The organism is Streptomyces sp. NPDC039609 (genome assembly GCF_055596705.1).
Genome location: NZ_JBVIUJ010000012.1, coordinates 123,690 through 146,856 on the forward strand (window position 1 = coordinate 123,690; position 23,167 = coordinate 146,856).

The window sequence follows — 23,167 nt, forward strand, 5'->3', positions numbered from 1 at the left end:
AGCGCAGGTGACCGCACTCCCCACTGCATCGCGCATCCGCCGGGCCGTCCTGCCCTTGGCGCTCTGCGCCGGGCTCGTGGCGGGTCTCACCGCCTGCGCATCGGATCCGGACGAGGGGACGAACGGGGTCGGGAAGCTGGAGGCGACCGCCATCGAGCAGAAGGCGCAGTCGGCGGCCGATGCGGCGAAGGCGGTGCGACTGGCCGGGACCCTGGTCAGCAAGGGCGGCACGTACAAGCTGAACATGCGGCTCAAGCAGGACGGCGCGAGCGGCTCGGTGACGACGAAGAACAGCACGTTCGAGCTGCTGCGGATCGGCGAGGCGCTCTATCTGAAGGCCGACGCCGGCTTCTGGGCGCACGACGGGGGGGCGTCCGACGGCAAGGCGAACGGCGGCGCGGCGTCCGGAGGATCGGCGTCCGAGGAGCCGGACGAGTCGGACAGCGAGGCCGCCGACAAGCTCGACGACAAGTACGTGAAGGTGCCGCAGGACGACCCCTCGTACAAGCAGCTGCGCGGCTTCACCGACATGGATCTGCTCCTCGACGGGCTCATCGGGCTGCACGGCGACGTCGTCAAGGGCGACCGCGACAAGATCGGCGGCATCCGCACGGTCAAGGTCAAGGGCGGCGAGGACGGCGAGGGCGGCACGCTGGACGTCGCGCTGGAGGGGACTCCGTTCCCGCTCCAGTTCGCGCGCGGCGGCGGTGCGGGGGTGGTGGTGCTGTCCGAGTGGGACAAGGACTTCCCGCTGGAGGAGCCGTCGAAGGACCAGACCCTGGACTACGGCAAGCAGCTGCCGCGTACGTGAAGGGCCGGCCGTCGGGCCGGCCGGGCCTGTTTCGGGTCAGCGCCTGCGGCGCTTCAGCAGCAGGCGGGGAAGCGCCGCCGGAACCGGGCGCCGCGTCGTGGCCTCCGACGGCTGCGGAACCGCCGCCAGGGACCCGTCGGGAAGCTCCGTGGTGGAGTCCTGCGGAGTGAGTCGCAGCACGCGGCACTCGCGCGCCCACCGGTCCGGCATCGCCTCGCCGTCCGTCGCGTTCAGGCGCTTGCCCTTCAGCTCGGCGACCGCGGCGTCCCACTCCTCCGTACCCGGAGCCAGTTCGGTCACCGCCGCCGTCCAGGCGACGATCCGGCCACCCTTGTCCTTGCTGCGGACCGTGACCTCGGCCGTCGCGCCCGCGACGAGGCCGGGGAGCGGCTGCTCGCCGGGGCCGTCGCCCACGACGTGCGCCGCGCCCTCGTGCCAGACGTGCCACAGCGCCCGGGCCGCGGGGGCGTCGCCCCGAACCCAGATGAGGCCGGACTTCTTGGTGGCCTCCTCGACGAGGGCGAGGCCGAGCAGCGTGTCTGTCATGCCCCGCAGCCTATCCAGTGCCGGCCGGTGCGCCGCCTAGAGCCAGCCGTTGCGCTTCAGGGTGCGGTGGATGGCGAAGCAGGCCGCGGCGATGCCGACGAGCACCATCGGGTACCCGTACTTCCACTCCAGCTCGGGCATGTGATCGAAGTTCATGCCGTACACGCCGCAGACCGCCGTCGGCACGGCGATGATGGCCGCCCAGGAGGTGATCTTGCGCATGTCCTCGTTCTGCGTGACGGTCGCCTGGGCCAGGTTGGCCTGGAGGATCGAGTTGAGGAGCTCGTCGAAGCCGACGACCTGCTCCTGGACGCGTGCGAGGTGGTCGGCGACATCACGGAAGTACTTCTGGATGTCGGGGTCGACCAGCCGCATCGGGCGCTCGCTCAGCAGCTGCATCGGGCGCAGCAGCGGGGTGACGGCCCGCTTGAACTCCAGTACCTCGCGCTTGAGCTGGTAGATCCGGCCGGTGTCGGTGCCGCGTGTGGAGCCCTTGGCCGGCGGGGAGAAGACGTCGATCTCGATCTGGTCGATGTCGAGCTCGACCGCGTCGGCGACCGCGATGTAGCCGTCGACGACATGGTCGGCGATGGCGTGGAGGACGGCCGAAGGACCTTTGGCGAGCAGTTCGGGCTCGCCCTGGAGGCGGTGGCGCAGGTTGCGCAGGGAGCCCTGGCCGCCGTGCCGGACGGTGATGACGAAGTCGGGGCCGGTGAAGCACATCACCTCGCCGGTCTCGACGACCTCGCTGGTCGCGGTGAGCTCGGCGTGCTCGACGTAGTGGATCGTCTTGAAGACGGTGAAGAGGGTGTCGTCGTACCGCTCCAGCTTGGGCCGCTGGTGGGCGTGGACGGCGTCCTCGACGGCGAGCGGGTGGAGCCCGAACTCGGCGGCGATACCCGCGAATTCGGACTCGGTCGGCTCGTGCAGACCGATCCAGGCGAAGCCGCCGCTCTCCCGTACCTGGCGCATCGCGCCGCGCGGCGTCAGGCAGGCACGGTCGTCGATGCGACGGCCGTCGCGGTAGACGGCGCAGTCGACGACGGCGCTGGAGGCGGAGGGGTCGCGGGTGGCGTCGTAGTTCGCGTACGGGGAGGCGAGGGTGGAGCCGCCCTTGCGCAGCGAGGGGCGCAGGGAGGGGCGGACCGCGGCACGGAGGTCACGGATCATCGACATTTGGCATGCTCCTTCACGGAGAAGCCGTCGGCGAGGCGTGGCACAGCCCGGAATGGGGACGGGGAGCTACGTCGTCCACAAAGCGGGCGGCACCGCGGGATCGCGGTGACGGCGTTCGCTACAGACAGGCAAAGGCGAAGTGCTCTTCCGTCGTGCGAGATGCCGGATGACGGGGCGGACCGGGTGCGGAAGGCCTCAGATCACCGGGAGGAACGCACCGGGCTCGGGTGCGGGGCGGAAGAGCGGTTGGTACTGCCCGACCGACTTCGATCCACGCAGCCCCACCTCCTCCAGCCGGTCCCCCTTGGGGGATGACGAGTAGTCGGGAGTCCCGACCAGCGGCCAAGACTATCAGCCGACAGAGGGTCAATCCCTTCCTTTGCCCGTTCCATACGCGCTCTATGCTCGCGTCATGGGAGAAGTTCTTGCTCTGGTCGAGGCCCGGCTACGTACGGCGCTCGGTGAACCTGACGCGCGGGCCGCGGTGACGTTCCTCGGTACGGATCGGATCGAGGTGCTCCGTTTCGTCGACGGCGATGTCGTGCGGTACGCCACCCTCGGCATGTCCGCGCACCCGATGACCGACCCGACGTCCGCGCTCGCCGACCCCGTGAAGGGCCCGCGCGCCGAACTCGTGCTGTCGGTACGGGGCGGGCTCGCGGACACCGACAAGGTGCTGCGCCCGCTCGCCGTCCTCGCCTCGACACCGCAGGTCGAGGGTGTGGTGGTGGCCGCCGGGGCCTCGCTCGACGTGGGTGAACCCCTGTGGCCCGGGGCCCCGTTCAGCTCGGTCCTCGTCGCGGAGCCGGGTGGTCTGGTGGAGGACCTGGAGCTCGACGAGCCAATGGATCCGGTGCGGTTCCTGCCGGTGCTGCCGATGACGTCCAACGAGGCGGCGTGGAAGCGGGTCCATGGTGCGGAGGCGCTCCGGGAGCGCTGGCTGACGAACGGCACGGATCTGCGGGATCCGCTGCGCAGGTCCGTGTCGCTGGACTGAGGCCGCGCCTCCCTCATGTGGCGTGCGTCGCTGGTTGAGGCGTACACGGAATGGGTGGGCCGAGCCGATGCATGCAAATCGCATCTATTGCTGGGGGTGAACTGGTCGGGCCGGACGGGTGATCGTCCTTGACGTGGACGCGGTGGGGTAGGACCGTTGGGCTCTATGAGGGGCGAACCCAGTTGCCCGAAGTGCGGTGGCCGGGTCAGGGCGCCCGGTCTTTTTGCCGACTCGTGGCAGTGCGACGTGCACGGCTCGGTGCACCCGCTGCAACCCGTGATCCCGCCCAGCGTCGAGGCCCTCGGTGTCGTGGTGCACCGGACCCAGGTGCCTGTGTGGATGCCGTGGCCCCTGCCCGTCGGATGGCTCTTCACCGGAGTCGCGTACGCCGGTGACGACCGCAGCGGAGGGCGCGCGACGGCCGTCGCCTGCTCCGGTCCCGGGCCGCTCGGCGGTATCGGTGAGCTGCTGCTCGTCGCGGAGGAGCTGGGCGTGGGACTCGGTGCGCGGTACGCCGGGATCGACGGACCCGACCCCGGGCCTCACATGGCGATCGACAAGCCCGCCCAGACGAAGGTGCTCGCCGCCGGCCGTCCGACGCCGCTGTGGCACGTGAACGGCGCGCCGCAGGACCGCGCGGTCTTCGCGGGCGAGGCGCGCGGGCTGTGGCTGTGGGCGATCGTGTGGCCCGAGCAGTCCGGGCTGCTGATGTACGACGAGCTGGTGCTGACCGATCTCCGGGACGCGGGCGCGGAGGTCGAACTGCTGCCGTGCGGGGCGCTGACGCCGCGTCTGCTGACGTAGCGAGCCCGGCGGCTTCGGGCGGGGCGCAACGGGGCGGGGGTGTTCGATTCCCCCGTTATGCTGGAGCGTCCCCTTCGTCCGCCCCGAGCCCTGGAGTACCGCGTCGTGCGCATCGATCTGCACACCCACTCCACCGCCTCGGACGGCACGGACACCCCGGCCGAGCTGGTCCGTAACGCGGGTGCCGCCGGACTCGACGTCGTCGCCCTCACCGACCACGACACGACGCGTGGGTACGCCGAGGCGATCGCCGCGCTTCCCGAGGGGCTGACCCTCGTCACCGGCGCCGAACTGTCCTGCCGGGTCGACGGGGTCGGGCTGCACATGCTCGCCTACCTCTTCGACCCCGAGGAGCCCGAGCTGGCCGCCGAGCGCGAGCTGGTCAGGGACGACCGCGTGCCGCGCGCCCGGGCGATGGTCGGCAAGCTCCAGGAGCTCGGCGTCCCCGCCACGTGGGAGCAGGTCGCCCGGATCGCGGGGGACGGCTCGGTGGGCCGCCCGCACGTCGCGGAGGCGCTCGTCGAACTCGGCGTCGTACCGGACGTGTCCGGGGCGTTCACGCAGGAGTGGCTGGCGGACGGCGGACGGGCGTACGTGGAGAAGCACGAGCTCGACCCGTTCGACGCGATCCGGCTCGTCAAGGCGGCCGGCGGCGTCACGGTCTTCGCGCACCCGCTCGCCGTCAAGCGCGGCGAGGTCGTGCCGGAGTCCGCGATCGCCCGACTCGCGGAGGCCGGCCTCGACGGCATCGAGGTCGACCACATGGACCACGACGAGGCGACGCGGGCGCGGCTGCGGGGGCTGGCGAAGGAGCTCGGGCTGCTGGCCACCGGTTCCAGCGACTACCACGGCAGCCGCAAGACGTGCCGCCTCGGGGACTTCACCACGGACCCCGAGATCTACGGCGAGATCACCCGCCGCGCCACGGGCGCCTTCCCGGTCCCGGGCACGGGCGGACCCGCGTAGTCCCTACCGGGACCGGCCACCGGAAAGGTCCCGCGCGGGCCCCGGCTGCCGCCCTGCGGGGACCTGGCCTCGGCCCCCGTGGGGACCTGGCCTCGGGCCCTGCGGGACCGGACTCGGGCCCCGTGGGACCCGGACTCGGGCCCCTGCGGACTTGGAGCCGCCCCCCTGCTGACTCGGCCTCGGCCCCTGCCGGGGTCTGGACTCGGGCCTCTCCGGGATCGGACTCGGGTTTCTGCGGGACTCGGCCTCCTGCGGGGACCTGGACTCGGGTTCCTGCACGGACCTGGACTCGGCCTCCTACGGGGACCGGGACTCGGCCCCCTGCCGGGGCCTGGCCAGGACCCCTGCGGGATCCGATTCGGCTCTGACGGAAACCTTCCGGTGGTCGGCCGCCGGAAGATCCGGTTCCTGACGGGATCCGCTCGGTCCGGCGACCGCCCTCGGTGGCAGCCGCTCCACGGAAGCCCGGCGGGATCTCTCGGCGGGTGCCCGCCGGGGCGGTCCGGACGGTCTCCGGCCGGTGCGCTACGGCCTGTCGGTCGGTCACGGCGGATGTCATCCGGCGGAGCCCGTCGGACCCGGCGGAGTCCGGTCCGGCCCTGCCGGTCCGGCGATTCCCGGCCAGTGTCTCCGTGGCGGTCCGGTCCGTCCCGGTGAATGCCCACTCCCGGGGGCAGCCGGGCGGTGTGCCGGGCGGGTTCTCCCGCCCGGGACGCCGTCCACGCTCCCAAGCCGCCCGCCAAGGGCACCGCGCCCCCACAAGCGCGTCCCCGTCCCTCGTACACCCCATATCGCAAGGCTCACCGTGTTCGACGTCGCCGTCTTCGGCTCGCTCTTTCTGACCCTTTTTGTGATCATGGATCCCCCCGGGATCACCCCGATCTTCCTCGCCCTCACCTCCGGACGGCCCGCCAAGGTTCAGCGGCGGATGGCCTGGCAGGCCGTTGCCGTGGCCTTCGGGGTCATCACCGTGTTCGGGATCCTCGGGCAGCAGATCCTCGACTATCTCCATGTGTCCGTACCCGCGCTGATGATCGCCGGCGGTCTGCTCCTCCTGCTCATCGCGCTCGACCTGCTCACCGGCAAGACCGACGAGCCGAAGCAGACCAAGGACGTCAACGTCGCCCTCGTCCCGCTCGGGATGCCGCTGCTCGCCGGGCCCGGTGCGATCGTGTCCGTGATTCTCGCCGTGCAGCACGCCGACGGCACCGCCGCGCAGGTCTCGGTCTGGGCCGCCATTGTCGCCATGCACGTCGTGCTCTGGCTGACCATGCGCTACTCGCTGCTGATCATCCGCGTCATCAAGGACGGCGGCGTCGTGCTCGTCACCCGGCTCGCCGGCATGATGCTGTCGGCCATCGCCGTCCAGCAGATCATCAACGGCGTCACCCAGGTCATCCAGGGCTCCTAGGGAGCCCGGAGGTCGCCCCGCACGCCACTGCGCCCCCGTACGGATTCCGTTTCACGGAGTCCATGCGGGGGCGCGGTGCGTCTGAGCGGTTGCCTTGTTATGAGGCCGTGGTGTCGGCCGGACGGATCCAGATGCGCTGGCCGATCGATGCGGCCTGCTGCACGATCCGGTTGACGGAGGCGGCGTCCACGACGGTTCGGTCGACGGGCGTGCCGTCGATGTCGTCCAGTCGCAGGATTTCGAAGCGCACAGGCTTCTCCCTTCGTCTGAGTTGATCCTCCTGATGGAGAACTGCGATGCGAGTTACGTATCGTTCCAACGGGATGCATCCTGCAAACATTCCCTACGCTAAGGAAATTTTTCGGATGGCTAACTACTAAGCGGTAGGGGGCGTTGGCGACGGGGCCGCGACCGGCGGAGAATGAGGCCCGTATGAACGACGCAGAGACACCTCAGACGACGCCCGGCGACCCGGTCCGCGACCTCGGCGCCCGCCTGGAGCGCACCAATGAGCTCCTCCAGCGGATGCTCGCCGAGGTGGCCAAGACACCCTCGACGCACGCCATCTTCGTCGACGCAGGTTACGTCTATGCTGCGGCCGGGTTGCTGGTCGCGGGCACCGAGGACCGCCGCTCCTTCGACCTCGACGCCGAGGGGCTGATCGAGGCCTTCATCGACAAGGCCCGCACGATCTTCGCCGACAGCCGGCTGCTGCGCGTCTACTGGTACGACGGCGCACGGCGCCGCATCCACACCCCCGAGCAGCAGTCGATCGCCGAGCTGCCCGACGTCAAGGTCCGCCTCGGTAACCTCAACGCCAACAACCAGCAGAAGGGCGTCGACTCCCTCATCCGCTCCGATCTGGAGTCCCTCGCCCGCCACCGCGCCATCAGCGACGCCGCACTCGTCGGCGGCGACGAGGACCTCGTCTCGGCCGTCGAGGCGGCCCAGGGGTACGGGGCCCGCGTCCACCTCTGGGGCATTGAGGCCGCCGACGGGCGCAACCAGGCCGAGCCGCTGCTCTGGGAGGTCGACAGCCAGCGCACGTTCGACCTCGACTTCTGTCGCCCGTACGTCACCCGACGCCCCGTCACGACGTACGAGAACGAGGGCGAGCCGCCGCCGTCGCGCGACGAGGTCCGCTTCGTCGGCGCCCAGATCGCCGCGACCTGGCTCGTCGAGCGCGGCCCCGATGCCCTGGCCGAGTTGCTGCCCGGGCATCCGTATCTGCCCGGACCGGTCGACCAGGATCTGCTCATCGAGGCGGAGAAGCTGCTCAGCCGCTCCCTGCGTGGCCACGCGGCGCTGCGCAGGGCGCTGCGGGACGGGTTCTGGCAGCACATCCAGGCCCAGTTCTGACGGGCCGGACCGTCCAGGCCCAGGGGGTGTCTTGCCGATCATGCCGGGCTCGCGGGGTGACAACACACCCCCTAGGGGCAGCGCTCCCAGAACGCCGTCAGCCGGTCGGCCAGCTCCTGCGGATGGGACACGTTGGGGGAGTGGCCCGCACCCGCGACCACCGTGTGATGGGCGCCGGTACGCCGCGCCGCCTCAGCCAGGCTCGCCGTCGGCCAGACCATCTCCTCGTCCCCGTACGCGATGTGCAGCGGCACGATGAGCTGCGCCAGCTGAGCCGTACTGTCCCGTTCCCGCCTCAACAGCCGTCCCGTGACGGACAGTTGGACGATCCGCGTACGCATCCAGCGGCGCCGCAGGAAGCTCACGATCTCGGGCGGGTCGGTCACGCCCGGCTCCTCGCCCCGGCTGTCGAGCCAGCGCGTCGCCCGCCACACCCGTTCCTTGGGCAGCAGCGCGAGCGCCCCGCGCAGCAGCCGGACGCGGACGCGCTGCGGCCGGGCGACCCGGCCGGGTCCCGACGACAGCAGGGTCAGCGAACGGAACGCCTCCGGTGCCAGCCACGCCGCGGACCTCGCCACCAGCCCGCCGAAGGAGTGCCCCAGCAGATGCACCGGCCCGTCGCCGAGCGCGAGGGCCTGGGAGACGGCGTCGAGGGCCAGCGCCCGTCGGCTGTACGCGGCGCGGTGCCGTGGCCCCGGGCTCTCGTGCTGGCCCCGGCCGTCGACCGCGACGGCGCGGTAGCCGGCGTCGCTCAGCGGCCCGAGCAGTGCGAGGAAGTCCTCCTTGCTGCCGGTGTAGCCGGGCAGCAGCAGCACCGTGCCGAGGGCCTTGCCCTCGGGCGCGGTGTCCAGGACGGCGAAGTCGCCGCGGGCCGTCACCAGCCGGTAGGCACGGGTGCGCGGCGGCGGCGCCAGGGACCGGGGCTTGCTCATAGAGGGACTGTAACCGCTGCTGGAAAGGGGTCGGACAGCACGGCGGCCCGGCCCCTGAGCAGGGACCGGGCCGCCGAAAGCGGTGCGACGACGCGTCAGCTCTCGGGCTGAGCGGCCGCGGCCTTCTTCGTCGTGCGGCGACGCGGGGCCTTGGGGGCCTCGGCCGTCTCGGTGGCCTCCGCCGGAGCGGCGGCCGCCTTCTTCACCGTGCGGCGGCGCGGGGCCGCCTTCGGCTCCGAGGCGTCGGGGGCCTCGGCGGCGACGGCCTTCTTGGCCGTACGGCGACGGGGAGCCTTCGGGGCCTCCTCGGCGACCGGGGCGGCCTCGGCGACCACGGCGGCCGGAGCCTCGACGGCCGGGGCCTCGGCGGCGACGGTCTTCTTGGTCGTACGGCGACGGGGAGCCTTCGGGGCCTCCTCGATGATCTCGGCGGCCACGGGGGCCGTCTCGACCACCGCGGCGGCCTTCTTCGTCGTACGGCGGCGGGGCGCCTTCTTGGGCTCCTCGACGGTCTCGACCGGCGTGACCGTCTCCACCGGCGCGGCCGGCGCGAGCGTCGCGAGGGCGGCGGCGGCCGTCTCCGGAGTCTGGAAGGACACCGTCTCGTCGGGCTTCACGATGCGCGTACGGCGACGACGCGGAGCCTTGGGAGCCTCCTCGATCGCCGGGGCCGCAGCGGCGGCGGGGATCACCGGAGCGGCGGGAGCCTTGGCGGCGACCGCGGCCTTCACGGCGACCGCGGCGGCGGGGGCCACCGGGGCCTCCGTCACCGTGGCGACAGTGGCCTCCGCGACCGGCACGCCGACCGTACGGGTACGGCGACGGCGGCGCGGGGTGCGCGGCTCGGCGGGGGCGTCCTCCGCCACCGGAGCGGCGACGACGGCCGTCGTCTCGTCCACGGTGGACCCACCACGCGTACGGCGACGCTGGCGCGGGGCGCGCGTACGGGCCGGACGCTCCTCGGCCGCAGGGGCGGCGGCCTGCTTGCGCCCACGGCCACCACGGCCGCCCGGCTCGCCCAGGTCCTCGAGCTCCTCCGCGCCCAGACCCGCACGGGTCCGCTCGGCGCGGGGCAGGACACCCTTGGTGCCCGCCGGGATGTCCAGCTCCTCGAAGAGGTGCGGGGAGCTGGAGTAGGTCTCGACCGGCTCGTGGAAGTCCAGCCCCAGCGCCTTGTTGATCAGCTGCCAGCGCGGGATGTCGTCCCAGTCGACCAGGGTGATGGCCGTGCCCTTGGCGCCCGCGCGGCCGGTGCGGCCCACGCGGTGGAGGAACGTCTTTTCGTCCTCCGGCGACTGGTAGTTGATGACGTGCGTGACGCCCTCGACGTCGATACCGCGGGCGGCGACGTCGGTGCAGACGAGCACGTCGACCTTGCCGTTGCGGAACGCGCGCAGAGCCTGCTCGCGGGCGCCCTGGCCCAGGTCGCCGTGGACCGCGCCGGACGCGAAGCCACGCCGCTCCAGCTGCTCGGCGATGTCGGCCGCCGTGCGCTTCGTACGGCAGAAGATCATCGCGAGCCCGCGGCCGTTGGCCTGCAGGACGCGGGAGATCAGCTCCGGCTTGTCCATGGAGTGCGCGCGGTAGACGCGCTGCGTGATGTTGGCGACGGTCACGCCCTCGTCGTCCGGCGCGGTGGCGCGGATGTGCGTGGGCTGCGACATGTAGCGGCGGGCCAGGCCGATGACGGCGCCCGGCATGGTCGCCGAGAACAGCATGGTCTGCCGCTTCGGCGGAAGCATGTTGATGATCTTCTCGACATCGGGCAGGAAGCCCAGGTCGAGCATCTCGTCGGCCTCGTCGAGGACGAGGGCCTTGACGTGGGACAGGTCGAGCTTGCGCTGGCCGGCCAGGTCGAGCAGGCGGCCCGGGGTGCCGACGACGACGTCGACGCCCTTCTTGAGCGCCTCGACCTGGGGCTCGTACGCCCGGCCGCCGTAGATGGCGAGCACGCGGACGTTACGGACCTTGCCGGCGGTCAGCAGGTCGTTGGTGACCTGGGTGCACAGCTCGCGGGTCGGGACGACGACCAGGGCCTGCGGGGCGTCGGTCAGCTGCTCGGGCTTGGCCCGGCCGGCCTCGACGTCCGCGGGGACGGTGACGCGCTCCAGGAGCGGCAGACCGAAGCCGAGCGTCTTGCCGGTGCCGGTCTTGGCCTGGCCGATGACGTCGGTGCCGGAGAGCGCGACCGGAAGGGTCATCTCCTGGATGGGAAAGGGGGACACGATGCCGACGGCTTCGAGCGCCTCGGCCGTCTCGGGAAGAATCCCGAGCTCTCGGAAAGTCGTAGTCAGGGTGCTGCCTCTTCTGTGAGACGCGGCGCGAGGCGAACGCTGGGGGTCGTACCGTGCCGATTCGCTTCCGGCCGGATCGACGAATGGATCACAGCCGGGTGGCGCGGGACCACTGCCGTCGCTCGAGCGTCGTGCCGCTTGAGGGACCCTCTCCTGCAGGTGCGCGGGGAGGGCTGTCGGGTCGGAGCCAGTCGGGCCACCGACCGGGCATCCTCATTCATGAGTCGGCCCACCGTGTACGTCCGAACGTGCGAAAGCATGTCCGCATACTCAGCAGGCGCTTTACCACTGTACCCCGGATTCGCGCATGTGTGTTGGGGGAATTCGTGATGAGGGCGCGGTCACAGTGACTGACCAGGGCCTTACGCGGGTCGGGGAGCGGGCTATTGTGCGGTTCATGGAGACGCCTGACAACGCCACGCCCGCCGGAGAGACCGCCGCGGAGACCGCCGAAGAGTTCACCGGGATCGCCGCCCAGGACTGGGCCACGGCCTCGGCCGAGCCGCAGTACCGCGCCGCGGTCGTCGACCTGCTCGGCGCACTGGCCTACGGCGAGCTGGCGGCCTTCGAGCGGCTCGCCGAGGACGCCAAGCTCGCGCCGACGCTGGCGGACAAGGCGGAGCTGGCGAAGATGGCCTCCGCGGAGTTCCACCACTTCGAGCAGCTGCGGGACCGGCTGGCCGCCGTCGACGCCGAGCCGACGGCCGCGATGGAGCCGTTCGCCAAGGCGCTGGACGACTTCCACCGCCAGACCGCTCCGTCGGACTGGCTGGAGGGCCTGGTCAAGGCGTACGTCGGTGACTCCATCGCCTCCGACTTCTACCGGGAGGTGGCGGCCCGCCTCGACTCCGACACGCGCCGGCTGGTGCTCTCGGTGCTCGACGACACGGGGCACGGCAACTTCGCCGTGGAGAAGGTGCGAGCCGCGATCGAGGCCGACCCGCGCCTCGGCGGGCGGCTCGCGCTGTGGGCCCGCCGGCTGATGGGCGAGGCGCTCTCCCAGGCGCAGCGTGTGGTCGCCGAGCGCGACGCGCTCTCCACGATGCTGGTCGGCGGTGTCGCCGACGGCTTCGACCTGGCGGAGGTCGGCCGGATGTTCTCCCGTATCACCGAGGCGCACACCAAGCGCATGGCCGCGCTGGGTCTGGCGGCGTAAACGGGTCACGGGTCCTGTGCGGCGGCGCTGTTCACGCCGCCGCTGATCGCCGCAGCCGACGCGAGGCGGGGCGGATCAGCAGCGAGAGCAGGACCGTGGCGACCGCGACCGCGCCGAGCAGCGTGGCCAGGGCGTGACCGGGGCCCAGGGCCCCGTGCGTCACCAGGGCGCCGAAGACGGCACCCAGCGAGCCCGTGGTGAGGACGACCCCACGTGCGGGGAGGCGGTCGGGCAGCCGGTGCACGGCGGCCCAGGCCAGGGCGAGTCCGAGCAGGGCGGAGCCGAGAGCTTCCAAGAACACGGGATCACCTCGCGTGCGGTGCGGGGCGGGCAATTCGGTCACAGGCCGTCCTACCCGGGCCGCCCCGGACGCAATCCTCTTCGGCGCCCCTCACCAGGACATTCGCCCACGGCGTAGGCGGGAGCGGGCGCCAGGACACACGGAAGGCCCGGCGGATCGGATCCGCCGGGCCTTCGCCTGTTCGGCCGTACGTCTCAGAGAGCGCCGAAGCCCACGCGGCGGACCGCGGGCTCACCGATCTCCACGTACGCGATCTTCTCGGCCGGCACCAGGACCTTGCGGCCCTTCTCGTCCGTGAGGCTGAGCAGCGTCGCCTTGCCGGCGAGCGCGTCGGCAACGGCGCGCTCGACCTCCTCGGCGGACTGCCCGCTCTCCAGAACGATCTCCCGGGGTGCGTGCTGCACGCCGATCTTGACCTCCACGGCTATGTCCCTCCGAACGGTCAGCGTTGCGCGTCTCCCGCGCCGTACGGTGCACACATTAGCCCGGTGAGGGGACCCGCACGGCGCACCCACCGCACGCCAGGAGCGAACAGCCGGGAGGGAATAACCGGGACCGGGGAGGGGGGCTCAGCCGCCGTCGGTGATCGGCTGGCCGTCCGTCGGGTGCAGCGGGAAGCCCGCGATACCGCGCCAGGCCAGCGAGGTCAGCAGCGCCACCGCCTTGTCGCGGGGAATGGCGGACTCGCTGGAGAGCCAGTAGCGCGCCACGACCTGCGAGACGCCGCCCAGGCCCACGGCCAGCAGCATCGACTCGTCCTTCGAGAGGTTGGTGTCCTCCGCGATCACGTCCGAGATCGCCTCGGCGCACTGGAGGCTGACCCGGTCCACGCGCTCGCGTACGGCCGGCTCGTTGGTCAGGTCGGACTCGAAGACGAGACGGAACGCGCCGCCCTCGTCCTCCACGTACGCGAAGTACGCGTCCATCGTCGCCTCGACGCGGAGCTTGTTGTCCGTCGTCGACGCCAGCGCCGTGCGCACGGCCTGGAGGAGTGACTCGCAGTGCTGGTCGAGCAGAGCCAGGTAGAGCTCGAGCTTGCCCGGGAAGTGCTGGTAGAGCACCGGCTTGCTGACGCCCGCCCGTTCGGCGATGTCATCCATCGCGGCGGAGTGGTACCCCTGTGCGACGAACACCTCCTGGGCCGCGCCCAGAAGCTGGTTCCGTCGGGCTCGGCGCGGCAGGCGCGTGCCCCGAGGGCGTGCTGCCTCTGTCTGCTCGATGGCTGTCACGCCGCCTCCCAAAAATCGATCCATGCGCGCTGTGGCGCCGCGCCCGCCATCGTACTTTTGGGTAACCCGGGTGTGCGCGGTGCGGACGCAGAATTTCACGGACCGGACGTCCGGGGCGACAGGCGATTCAAGATTAAACCGAACAAATCAGCGGTAGTCGTCTTCGTCCAGGGTGACGACCCGTGCCTGCTCGGACGCGTCCGCCGGGTTCGCGGAGTCCTGTTCGAGATGAGTGGGATGCTCCTCCTCCTGCTGCTGGACATCCGTGTGCTGCTCGGCGGCGTCGGCCTCCGGGATTTCCTCGTCGAGCACCGCGACCTCTTCCTCGGCGAATGTGTCCGGCTCGGTCGGATCGACAGTCATGCGATTCCTTCCGGCGTGCGGGTCCTCTCCGATGGCCCTCTCTTCGAGCGTAGGAGCACACCTCGCGCGGCGCACCCGTACCTGTGACGCCACACACACGCCCCGCCGCGTGATCGTCTCGTAATATTGCGGCCATGTCGTCGACCGAGCTGCCGGAAACCCGGACCGCCGCCGCACCGCCCGCGTCGCGAACCCGCGCCGTACGGGTGGCGGACGGCGAGGAGTTGCGCTCCGTCACCCTGCCCGGGCTCACGCTGACCGTGCGCGCCCGCCCCGGTAACCGGCCGGGCCTCCCGCCCGCGCTGTACGTCCACGGGCTCGGCGGCTCCTCGCAGAACTGGTCGGCGATGATGCCGCTGCTGGCCGACCAGGTCGACGGCGAGGCCGTCGATCTGCCCGGCTTCGGCGACTCCCCGCCGCCCGACGACGGCAACTACTCGGTCACCGGACACGCCCGGGCCGTCATCCGACTTCTCGACGCCGCCGGCCGCGGACCGGTCCACCTGATCGGCAACTCGCTCGGCGGCGCCGTCTCCACCCGCGTCGCCGCGGTCCGCCCCGACCTGGTCCGCACCCTCACCCTGGTCTCCCCGGCCCTGCCCGAGCTGCGCGCCCAGCGCACCGCCTGGCCGACCGTGATGCTCGCCGTGCCGGGCGTCGCGCCCCTCTTCGCGAAGCTGACCAGGGGCTGGACGCCGGAGCAGCGGGTCCGCGGGGTGCTCGCCCTCTGTTACGGAGACCCCGGCCGGGTCTCCGACGAGGGCTTCCGACACGCCGTGGAGGAGATGGAGCGGCGCCTGGAGCTCCCGTACTTCTGGGACGTCATGGCCCGCTCGTCGCGCGGCATCGTCGACGCCTACACGCTCGGCGGTCAACACGGTCTCTGGCGGCAGGCAGAACGGGTGCTCGCGCCGACACTGCTCGTCTACGGCGGCCGTGACCAGCTCGTTTCGTACCGGATGGCGAGCAAGGCGGCCGCCGCGTTCCGCGGCTCGCGCCTCCTGACGCTCCCGGACGCCGGACATGTGGCCATGATGGAGTACCCCGAGACGGTCGCCAAGGCCGTCCGGGAACTGATCGAAGCCGAGAAACACGGCACACACGACAGCGGCGGGAGCTGATCCGGGGCGTGGGACGACATAGTCGGAAGGGCCCCGCGCCCGCTCCCCCCGTGGATACGGGGCAGCGCGAAGCGGCGGGGTCGGGGACGGGACGCCGCAGGCGCGGGCCGGGCCAGGACGGGTACACCCCGACGGCGCAAGGACAGCAGAGTCCGTACGGGCAGAGCGGATACGGCCGCCCCGGCGGCGTGGGACCGCAGCAGGGCGCCGGGCAGACCGGCTACGCCCAGGGCGCGTACGCGCAGGGCCCGAGCACGCGGGGCGGGTACGGACAGGGCGGGTACGGGCAGGCTCCGAGCACCCAGGGCCCGCGCACCCAGGGTGGGTACGGGCAGGGGGCTTACGGGCCCGGCGGCGGTCGGCCGGTCTGGGACACCCCGATGCACGGCACGCCGATCTACACCGCCCCCGACGACACGGCGGTACGGGGCGGGCATCCCGAGCACACCGACACGCCGGCACGGCCCCAGCGCTACATGGACCTGCAGGAGGCGCCCCGGCCGGCCCGGGACGAGGCCGCACCGCAGGCCCCCTTCATCCCCGCTCAGCGGCGCGAGCCCCGCCCCGAGGAGCTTCCCGAGGAACCGCCGGCCAAGACCGGCGGCAAGGGCCGGACCTTCACCGGTATCGCGGCCGCCGCCGTCACCACCGTCCTCGCCGTCGTCGTGGCCGGGCAGGTGGCCGATCGGGACTCCGGCAGTCCGTTGGCCCACTCGGCCGACGGCTCCGCCGACCGGGCCCTCGAGGACGGGGCCTCGCGCTCCGACATCCGGCCGACACCCGCGCAGGCCGCACCCGTCGCACCCAGCGCCCCCGCCGCACCGCCCACCTACGAACAGCTGATGTCACTTCAGTTCCCCATCGACCCCAAGCTCAAGGGCTCGGGCGAGTTCGAGGCCGTGGCCGGCTTCGACAAGGCGCCCGGCAAGGGAAGGAAGATCCGCTACCGGGTCGACGTCGAGAAGGGGCTCGGACTCGACGCGGCACTCTTCGCGCAGGCCGTGCAGAAGACCCTCAACGACGAGCGGAGCTGGGCCGGTCAGGGAGAGATGACCTTCGAGCGGATTTCCAGCGGGGACCCGGAGTTCGTGATCACGCTCGCCAGTCCCGGCACCACCGGTGTCTGGTGCGCGAAGTCCGACCTGGACACCACCGTCGACAATGTCTCCTGCGACTCCGCGTCCACCTCCCGGGTGATGATCAACGCGTTCCGCTGGGCCCAGGGCTCGGAGACCTTCGGCGCGAAGGCGATGTTCGCCTATCGCCAGATGCTCATCAACCACGAGGTCGGACACCGGCTCGGACACAGCCACGTCTCCTGCCGTACGCCCGGTGCCCTCGCCCCCGTGATGCAGCAGCAGACCAAGTCCCTGAACGTCGAGGGCATCAAGTGCCGCCCCAACCCCTGGGTGCATCCCGGGAGTTGAGGCCCCGTCCGGATGCCCGGACCCGTCGAAGGTGACCGCATCGCGAGACGAGTGTCCCTCGATCCGTATCTCGCGGTCGGCGACCGGATCGCCGAGGTCTACCGGATCCACCGCCCGGGATCCAGGCGGGCCGCCCGTGCCCGCGCGGTCGAGCTCCTGGACCGCGTCGGCATCTCCGACACAGCGCGCCGCGCCCGCGCCCGCCCGCACGAGTACAGCGGCGGGATGCGCCGGCGGGAGGTCGAACCCGGCCCGGTACGCGAGGTCCTCGCCGCGCCCTCGGAGCCGTACACCCGGACCCTGCTCACCGCGGTGCCACGCCTCGACGGGCCGCTGCGCGAGCGGCCCCCGGCGGTGGGCGAGCCGCTGCTCGAAGCGGTCGGCCTACGGCGGGAGTTCGGGCGCGGGAAGGCGCGCGTCACCGCCGTCGACGGCGTGTCGCTCGCCGTGCGGGCGGGGGAGGTCCTGGGGATCGTGGGCGAGTCCGGCAGCGGCAACACGACGCTCGGGCGGATGCTCGTGCGGCTGCTCGATCCGACCGGCGGCCGGCTTCGGTACGGCGGTGCGGAGCTCGGGGGCCTCTCGCGCGAGCTGCAGATGGTGTTCCAGGACGCCGTCTCCTCGCTCGACCCGCGCCGCGAACGGCGGCAGGAGCTGGCCGCAGCCTGACTCTCCGTATGCACGACACCCCGTAGCGCGACGGAACGCGACCGGGGTGGGAAAGTTACGTGCATTCACCCCTTCCGGTGGCGCGACGGACAACCGTCCATCGCGCCACCGGTATATCCGCTTACGTTCTTCCCGCTGCGAGTCGCCGAGCCACGGCGCCGCAAGGCAAGGGAGATCGGGGGTGTGCTCATGCGGATCGGACTGCTGACGGAGGGTGGCTACCCGTACGCCACGGGTGAGTCCAGGCTCTGGTGCGACCGGCTCGTGCGCGGGCTCGCGCCGCACGACTTCGACCTGTACGCCCTCAGCCGCAGCGCCCGGCAGGAAGAGGCCGGCTGGGTCGACCTGCCCCCGCAGGTCCGGCGCGTCCGCACGGCCCCGCTCTGGGCGCCCGACGACGACGGACACACATACGGCCGGCGTGAACGGCGGTCCTTCGCCGGTCACTTCGGAGCGCTCGCGACCGGCGTCTGCGCCGAGGAGGACGCGGCGGCCGCACGCGCCTTCGCCGACGGGCTCTACGGACTGGCCGGACTGGCCCGCGAGCGCGGCGGTCTCTACGCGGCCCTCCGCTCCGAACTCGCGGTCCGCACCCTGGAGACCGCCTGCCGCGCTCCCGGCGCACGCCGGGGCGTGGCGGACGCCACCGTGCCCGACTACCTCGCCTTCGTCGACCAGCTGGAGCGCGCCCTGCGCCCGCTGTCGCTCGACTGGTACGGCGAGGACGGGCTCGGCGCGGTCGACCTCTGCCACGCCGCGTCCGGCGGATCGGCGGCGCTTCCCGGTCTGTTGGCCAAACGCTTCTTCGGCACTCCGCTGCTGGTCACCGAGTACGGCGTCCAGCTGCGCGCGCACTACCTCGCCGCCACCGACGCACCGCTGTCCGCGCCGGTGCGCGCCCTGCTCGCCGCCTTCCACGGCCGGCTCGCCGCCGAGGTCTACCGGCAGGCCGCGCTCCTCACCCCCGGCAACACGCACGCCCGCCGCTGGCAGGAGAAGTGCGGGGCCGACCGGGCCAAACTGCGCACGGTCTACCCGGGCATGGAGTCCGAGCGGTTCACCGAGGTCGGCGAGGACGAGGAGAGCGGCGACCCGGCCACCCTCGTCTGGGTCGGCCGCGTCGAACCCGCCAAGGACCTGATTGCCCTGCTGCACGCCTTCGCCGAGGTGCGCAAGGCCCAGCCCGACGTCCGGCTGCGGATCATCGCGGCCCCGGTGCGCGAATCCGGCGCCGAGGCGTACCTCGCGCACTGCCGGGCGCTCGCGGCGCAGCTCTTCCCCGACGAGGCCGCCGGGGCGCACGACGTCGGCGAGAACCCGGTCACCTTCGAGGAGATCGGCGGACCGGAGGCGCCGACGCTCGCCGAGGCGTACGCGGCGGGCGCGGTCGTGGTGCTCTCCAGCGTCGTCGAGGGCTTCCCGATCAGCCTGGTCGAGGCCATGTTCTGCGCGCGGGCGACGGTCTCCACGGACGTGGGCGCGGTCGTCGAGGTCATCGGCGGAACCGGACTCGTCGTGCCCCCGCGCAATCCGCGAGCGCTCGCGGACGCGTGCCTCGCGCTCCTGCGCGACCCCGAGCGCCGCTACCGCCTGGGCGCCGCAGCCCGCGCCCGCGCGCTCGAGCTCTTCACCGTCGAGCAGAACCTCGCGGCATTTCGCGGCATTTACCTGGAACTCCTCTCCCACGCACCCGTGCGCCGCCATGCCGCCGAGGGCGTCCCCTTCGCCCACCCGGCGGAGGCGTACGTCCCCGGCACCTGGGCGGACCAGCCCGTGAGCGCCGCCGTCGCGGGAGAAACCGATGCCTGAAGGAGGCACCCCCATGCGCGGCCCCGCCGCCCCGGACTCCCGCGCCGAGGCGCTCCTCGAGACGACGGCGCTGACCGTCGCCGTGACGGTCTCCGTGAAGACCGACGGGCAGCCGCCGGCGGCGACCCCGGGGTGGGCTCGCCGGGGAACGGCCGACGCGGTGCCCGCCGCGAGGCCCGCCGCGGGGGAGACCGGGGACCCGCGTCAGGCGCCTCCCGCACGGGGCGGCGACCTCGACCTGCGGTCGGTGGGCGGACCGGACGCGGACCGATCGGCCGGCCCCCGGGCGCGGCTCGCACCACGCGAGGAGGACGAGGCACCGCGATCCCGCTCATGGGCGGGAGCGGCGACGATGCACCAGCCCGGGACACCGGAGGGCTCGCACCTGCGGGCCGCGTCGGCCCTGCCCGGAAGACGGAAGGCGAGCGACGCCTCGCCCACGCAGCCCTGGGCCGCGGCCCCGCAGACCGAAGCCGTACCGTCCCGGCAGGCCGGGGACGGGCCACACCCGCAGGCGCCGTTCGGCGTGGGGGACGCCCCAGGCCCCTCCGGGGCCGGAGGTGGGCAGTACCGCCAGGTCCCGCCCGGTGCCGGGGACGTGCCCCGCCCGCCCGCCGCCGATGCCGCCCCGCACCCGCAGGCTCCGCCCGGCGCCGGTGCCCCACCCAGGGCTGCGGCCGTGCAGGTCCCGCCCGGTGCCGGGGACGTGCCCGGCCCGCCCGCCGCCGATGCCGCCCCGCATCCGCAGGCTCCGCCCGGTGCCGACGTCGCGCCGGGCGTGCACGCCGCCCCGCACCGGCAGAACCCTTCCGGCTCCGGCATCGCCCCCCACCCGCAGGCCGCCCCGCAGCCGCGCGCCGTTCCGGGCGGCGAGGCCGCCGAACCGGCGCCGGCGCCGGAGGCCGTTGCCAAGCCCCATCGGCGAGGTTCCGCCGATCCCGTCAAAGCGCTCATGCACCGGCACCGGGAGCTGTGTGAGCGGGCCGTCGATCCGTTGGAGATCGCCGCTGGGCTCGAGGCCCACGGGGTCACCGACCGGACCGCGGCGCGGTTTCGGCATCGGGACGTGTTCTCGCTCGCCGAGGAGCTGTACGCGCGCGTGCCCCGGCAGAACGGGGCGCCCCCGCGTCCCGCGATCGAGGACGGCGCGCGCCCCGGGTGGGCCGGGTGGACCGTGGCCGCCCTCGCGCCCGGGGCCGTCGCCGCCCTCACCGTCACCGGACTCGCGCTCACCGAAGGGCCCGTGCGCCTCGCCGTCGGCGCGGCCGGGGCCCTCGGCCTGGCCGCCGCACTCGCCGTCGCCGTCCGGCGCGGCCCCCTGCGCGCCGCCGGCCGCACCGTCCCCGCCGCCCGCGTCTGGACCCTCTGGCTCCTCGCGTACGCGGTCGGCGGGGACGGTCTTCTCCGGCAGGTGCTCGCCGGCGGACCCGACGGCGCCTGGGACATCACGCCCCAGCCCCTCCTGGGCCTCGCCCTCGCTGTCGCCCCCGCCGCCTGGTGCGCCCGGCTCTTCGCCACCAGGGCCCGCCGCAGGCTCACCGTCAGCCGAGGCCTGGAGGACTTCGCCGCCGGCACCCGCCCCCTGCTCCTGGCCACCGTGGCCCTCTATCTGGCCGCCCTCGCGGGCCTGTTGGCCCTGACCGGCTTCGCGCCCGGCGCCCTCGCCCTCGGCGCGCTCCTCCTGCTCACCCGGCTCCTCACCGTCCACGGGTTCCCCGAGACCGCCGCGAGCGGTCTCGCCGCCGCCTGCGCCGCCGAGGCGCTCGCCCTCGCGAGCGTCCTGGCGGGCCGCGTGCCCGGCTGCGACCTCCTCGCCGTCCCGGTCCGCGCCCTCGTCGACACCTGGGGCCCCGGCGCCGTCCCCACCCTCGTCTGCGGCGCCGCGGCGCTCGGCCTGCTGGCCCACGCCACCGCCGCCCTCTCCCGGGCCTCGGCCCACGCCGCCACCGGCACCTGAACCCCGGCGCACCCGCGGAGCCGACGCCGCGGGCGTACCCACCCCGCAGGACCCCATTCCAAGGAGACGAAAGAGACATGACCTCCCAACCCCCAGCCACGGCCGGTCGGCACGAAGGGGCCGCACGATGAGGGTGCTGCTGCTCGGAGCCAACGGATTCCTCGGCCGTTTCGTCGCCGACCGGCTGCTCGCCGACCCGGCCGTGCACCTCACCGCCCTCGGGCGGGGGGACGACGCCGACGTACGGTTCGACCTCGCCGGCGGCAGCCCCGGCGCCCTGACCCGGTTCCTGGACGCCGTCCACCCCGGAGTCGTCGTCAACTGCGCCGGCGCCACCCGCGGCGGCGCCCGCGAACTGACCCGGCACAACACCGTCGCCGTCGCCACCGTCTGCGAGGCCCTGCGCCGCAGCGGCTGTGGTGCGCGGCTCGTCCAGGTCGGCTGCGCCTCGGAGTACGGGCCCAGCCAGCCCGGCTCCTCCACCGCCGAGGACGCCGTGCCCCGCCCCGGTGGCCCCTACGGGGTGTCAAAGCTGGCGGCGACCGAACTCGTCCTGGGGTCGGGGCTCGACGCCGTCGTGCTCCGGGTGTTCTCGCCCGTCGGCCCCGGCACCCCCGCCGGCTCCCCGCTCGGCCGCCTCGCCGAGGCCATGCGCCGCGCCATGCAGGCCGGCGACGGCGAGCTCAAGCTCAGCGGCCTCGGCGTGCAGCGCGACTTCGTCGACGTACGGGACGTGGCCCGCGCCGTCCACGCGGCCTCGCTCTCCGCAGCCCAGGGTGTCGTCAACATCGGCACCGGCCGCGCGGTCAGGCTGCGCGACGCCGCCGCGGTGCTGGCCCGCGTCGCGGGATACGCCGGGACCCTGCACGAACTCGACGGCCCGCACGGCCCGCCCCAGCGACCCGTCATCGGCGCCCCCCGCACCGAGACCATCGCCGAACAGCTGGCCGCCGCGCCCTTCCCGTACCCCGACGGCTGCGGCAGCTGGCAGCAGGCCGACGTCCGCACCGCACGCGACCGGCTCGGCTGGCGCCCCAGGATCAACCTGGAGGAGTCGCTCGCCGACATCTGGATGGAGGCGGCATGTCGCATCTGACCACCAGCACGACCGGAGCCGTACGGATGGAGGAGCTGGGCTTCGGGGTCCCCGGCTACGCCCACCCGCTGCTCGCCCCCGTCGAATGGGCCGAACTGACCCGCCCCGGCACCCCCCTGCACTGGGCCGTGCTCAACGTCGCCGAAGGGCCGGGGGACCGGCCCGACCCGCACTGCCTGGAGGCGTCCGGCCGACTGCGGAACGCGGGGATCAGGGTCCTCGGGCATCTGGACCTCTGCCACGGCTCGCGCGAGTTCGGCGAGATCGTCTCGGACGCCCACCGCTTCCTCGACTGGTACAAGGTCGACGGCTTCTACCTGGACCGGTGCCCCACCGACCGGGTCGACCTGCCCGAGGTGAGGCGCGTCACGGCCACCCTGGAGGCGGTCCTCGACGGTGAGGCCCACCTCGTCCTCGGCCATGGCACCCATCCGTACCCCGGCTACGCCGAGACGGCCGACCAGCTGGTCACCTTCTCCGGGCCGTGGGCGGACTACCGCTGGTCGCAGGTGGCCGAGTGGACCGCCGAGTATCCGCCGGAGAAGTTCGTCCATCTCGTCCACGGGGTGCCGCGCAGTCACCTGGACGAGGCGATGCGGATCGCCCGCTGGCAGGGAGCGGGGACGATCTTCTTCACGGACCACGCGGACCGCACGGGACAAAACGATCCATTCCAAACTCTGCCCGGCTACTGGGACGAAATCGTCTCGCGCATTGGACCGGGTGTCTCGGAATGAGAAGGG

Annotated in this window: 22 protein-coding genes and 1 pseudogene; 14 read left to right on the forward strand and 9 right to left on the reverse strand. The window is 73.0% G+C overall.

The features are described 5' to 3' along the window. Nucleotides 1-7: 7 nt before the first annotated feature. Nucleotides 8-811: a hypothetical protein gene (locus ACZ561_RS31020; protein ID WP_471001273.1), complete on the forward strand. Its 804-nt coding sequence runs from the start codon at nt 8-10 to the stop codon at nt 809-811. Nucleotides 812-847: 36 nt separating this feature from the next. Here the strand turns inward: ACZ561_RS31020 and ACZ561_RS31025 are convergent, their stop codons facing one another. Together ACZ561_RS31025 and ACZ561_RS31030 are read right to left on the reverse strand one after the other, a co-directional pair. Beyond that, complete coding sequence (locus tag ACZ561_RS31025) at nt 848-1,357, reverse strand: hypothetical protein (protein WP_471001276.1); 510 nt, start codon at nt 1,355-1,357, stop codon at nt 848-850. Between the two features lie 36 nt (nt 1,358-1,393). Further along, nucleotides 1,394-2,533: a magnesium and cobalt transport protein CorA gene (locus tag ACZ561_RS31030; RefSeq protein ID WP_471001279.1), complete on the reverse strand. Its 1,140-nt coding sequence runs from the start codon at nt 2,531-2,533 to the stop codon at nt 1,394-1,396. A gap of 412 nt (nt 2,534-2,945) precedes the next feature. Between ACZ561_RS31030 and ACZ561_RS31035 the strand changes: the two genes are divergently transcribed. From ACZ561_RS31035 to ACZ561_RS31050, 4 genes are all read left to right on the forward strand, one after another. Beyond that, on the forward strand, nt 2,946-3,530 hold the full coding sequence (locus tag ACZ561_RS31035; RefSeq protein ID WP_471001282.1) for a suppressor of fused domain protein: 585 nt from the start codon (nt 2,946-2,948) through the stop codon (nt 3,528-3,530). Between the two features lie 165 nt (nt 3,531-3,695). Next, nucleotides 3,696-4,334, forward strand: a complete 639-nt coding sequence (locus tag ACZ561_RS31040) for a DUF6758 family protein (RefSeq protein ID WP_376444562.1) — start codon at nt 3,696-3,698, stop codon at nt 4,332-4,334. 105 nt (nt 4,335-4,439) lie between these two features. Next, nucleotides 4,440-5,300, forward strand: a complete 861-nt coding sequence (locus tag ACZ561_RS31045) for a PHP domain-containing protein (protein WP_471001285.1) — start codon at nt 4,440-4,442, stop codon at nt 5,298-5,300. An 805-nt stretch (nt 5,301-6,105) separates the two neighbouring features. Beyond that, nucleotides 6,106-6,711, forward strand: coding sequence for a MarC family protein (locus ACZ561_RS31050; RefSeq protein ID WP_376444558.1), 606 nt, complete (start codon nt 6,106-6,108; stop codon nt 6,709-6,711). Nucleotides 6,712-6,808: 97 nt separating this feature from the next. On the opposite strand, the gene ACZ561_RS31055 is transcribed toward ACZ561_RS31050, so the two are convergent. Further along, the gene (locus ACZ561_RS31055; RefSeq protein ID WP_318103221.1) at nt 6,809-6,961 is read right to left on the reverse strand and encodes a hypothetical protein; all 153 of its coding nucleotides are present in this window, start codon (nt 6,959-6,961) and stop codon (nt 6,809-6,811) included. A 182-nt stretch (nt 6,962-7,143) separates the two neighbouring features. Here ACZ561_RS31055 and ACZ561_RS31060 point away from each other — a divergent pair, with 182 nt between their 5' ends. Beyond that, nucleotides 7,144-8,070, forward strand: a complete 927-nt coding sequence (locus ACZ561_RS31060; protein WP_471001288.1) for an NYN domain-containing protein — start codon at nt 7,144-7,146, stop codon at nt 8,068-8,070. A 71-nt stretch (nt 8,071-8,141) separates the two neighbouring features. Here the strand turns inward: ACZ561_RS31060 and ACZ561_RS31065 are convergent, their stop codons facing one another. Both ACZ561_RS31065 and ACZ561_RS31070 read right to left on the reverse strand, forming a co-directional pair. Then, nucleotides 8,142-9,002, reverse strand: coding sequence for an alpha/beta fold hydrolase (locus ACZ561_RS31065; RefSeq protein WP_471001291.1), 861 nt, complete (start codon nt 9,000-9,002; stop codon nt 8,142-8,144). Nucleotides 9,003-9,097: 95 nt separating this feature from the next. Continuing rightward, nucleotides 9,098-11,203: a DEAD/DEAH box helicase gene (locus tag ACZ561_RS31070; protein ID WP_471001294.1), complete on the reverse strand. Its 2,106-nt coding sequence runs from the start codon at nt 11,201-11,203 to the stop codon at nt 9,098-9,100. Nucleotides 11,204-11,693: 490 nt separating this feature from the next. On the opposite strand from ACZ561_RS31070, the gene ACZ561_RS31075 reads away from it, so the two are divergent. Then, on the forward strand, nt 11,694-12,452 hold the full coding sequence (locus ACZ561_RS31075) for a ferritin-like fold-containing protein (protein WP_471001297.1): 759 nt from the start codon (nt 11,694-11,696) through the stop codon (nt 12,450-12,452). Nucleotides 12,453-12,483: 31 nt separating this feature from the next. Here ACZ561_RS31075 and ACZ561_RS31080 read toward each other — a convergent pair whose 3' ends face one another. From ACZ561_RS31080 to ACZ561_RS31095, 4 genes are all read right to left on the reverse strand, one after another. After that, nucleotides 12,484-12,753 (reverse strand): hypothetical protein, encoded by a 270-nt coding sequence (locus ACZ561_RS31080; protein ID WP_329116324.1) that lies wholly within the window; start codon nt 12,751-12,753, stop codon nt 12,484-12,486. A 194-nt stretch (nt 12,754-12,947) separates the two neighbouring features. Beyond that, nucleotides 12,948-13,175, reverse strand: coding sequence for a DUF3107 domain-containing protein (locus tag ACZ561_RS31085; RefSeq protein WP_329116322.1), 228 nt, complete (start codon nt 13,173-13,175; stop codon nt 12,948-12,950). A gap of 147 nt (nt 13,176-13,322) precedes the next feature. Further along, complete coding sequence (locus ACZ561_RS31090) at nt 13,323-13,982, reverse strand: TetR/AcrR family transcriptional regulator (RefSeq protein WP_329116321.1); 660 nt, start codon at nt 13,980-13,982, stop codon at nt 13,323-13,325. Nucleotides 13,983-14,129: 147 nt separating this feature from the next. Continuing rightward, nucleotides 14,130-14,345 (reverse strand): hypothetical protein, encoded by a 216-nt coding sequence (locus ACZ561_RS31095; RefSeq protein WP_376445061.1) that lies wholly within the window; start codon nt 14,343-14,345, stop codon nt 14,130-14,132. Nucleotides 14,346-14,479: 134 nt separating this feature from the next. Between ACZ561_RS31095 and ACZ561_RS31100 the strand changes: the two genes are divergently transcribed. The 7 genes and pseudogenes from ACZ561_RS31100 (at nt 14,480) to ACZ561_RS31130 (ending at nt 23,161) form a co-directional block, all read left to right on the forward strand. Continuing rightward, complete coding sequence (locus tag ACZ561_RS31100) at nt 14,480-15,466, forward strand: alpha/beta fold hydrolase (protein WP_471001301.1); 987 nt, start codon at nt 14,480-14,482, stop codon at nt 15,464-15,466. A gap of 50 nt (nt 15,467-15,516) precedes the next feature. After that, nucleotides 15,517-16,893 carry a DUF3152 domain-containing protein gene (locus tag ACZ561_RS31105; RefSeq protein WP_471001304.1) on the forward strand — a complete coding sequence of 459 codons (1,377 nt, stop codon included), beginning with the start codon at nt 15,517-15,519 and terminating at the stop codon, nt 16,891-16,893. Nucleotides 16,894-16,947: 54 nt separating this feature from the next. Continuing rightward, nucleotides 16,948-17,553 (forward strand): annotated as a pseudogene (locus ACZ561_RS31110) (ATP-binding cassette domain-containing protein); the annotation flags it as partial. Nucleotides 17,554-17,751: 198 nt separating this feature from the next. Then, the gene (locus tag ACZ561_RS31115) at nt 17,752-19,371 is read left to right on the forward strand and encodes a DUF3492 domain-containing protein (RefSeq protein ID WP_471001307.1); all 1,620 of its coding nucleotides are present in this window, start codon (nt 17,752-17,754) and stop codon (nt 19,369-19,371) included. 13 nt (nt 19,372-19,384) lie between these two features. After that, nucleotides 19,385-21,328, forward strand: coding sequence for a hypothetical protein (locus ACZ561_RS31120; RefSeq protein ID WP_471001310.1), 1,944 nt, complete (start codon nt 19,385-19,387; stop codon nt 21,326-21,328). Nucleotides 21,329-21,455: 127 nt separating this feature from the next. Beyond that, nucleotides 21,456-22,424, forward strand: coding sequence for an NAD-dependent epimerase/dehydratase family protein (locus tag ACZ561_RS31125; RefSeq protein ID WP_471001313.1), 969 nt, complete (start codon nt 21,456-21,458; stop codon nt 22,422-22,424). Beyond that, a complete protein-coding gene (locus ACZ561_RS31130) occupies nt 22,412-23,161 on the forward strand; it encodes a spherulation-specific family 4 protein (protein ID WP_471001316.1) in 750 nt (249 codons plus the stop codon). Before ACZ561_RS31125 ends, ACZ561_RS31130 begins: the two co-directional genes overlap by 13 nt. Nucleotides 23,162-23,167: the final 6 nt, after the last annotated feature.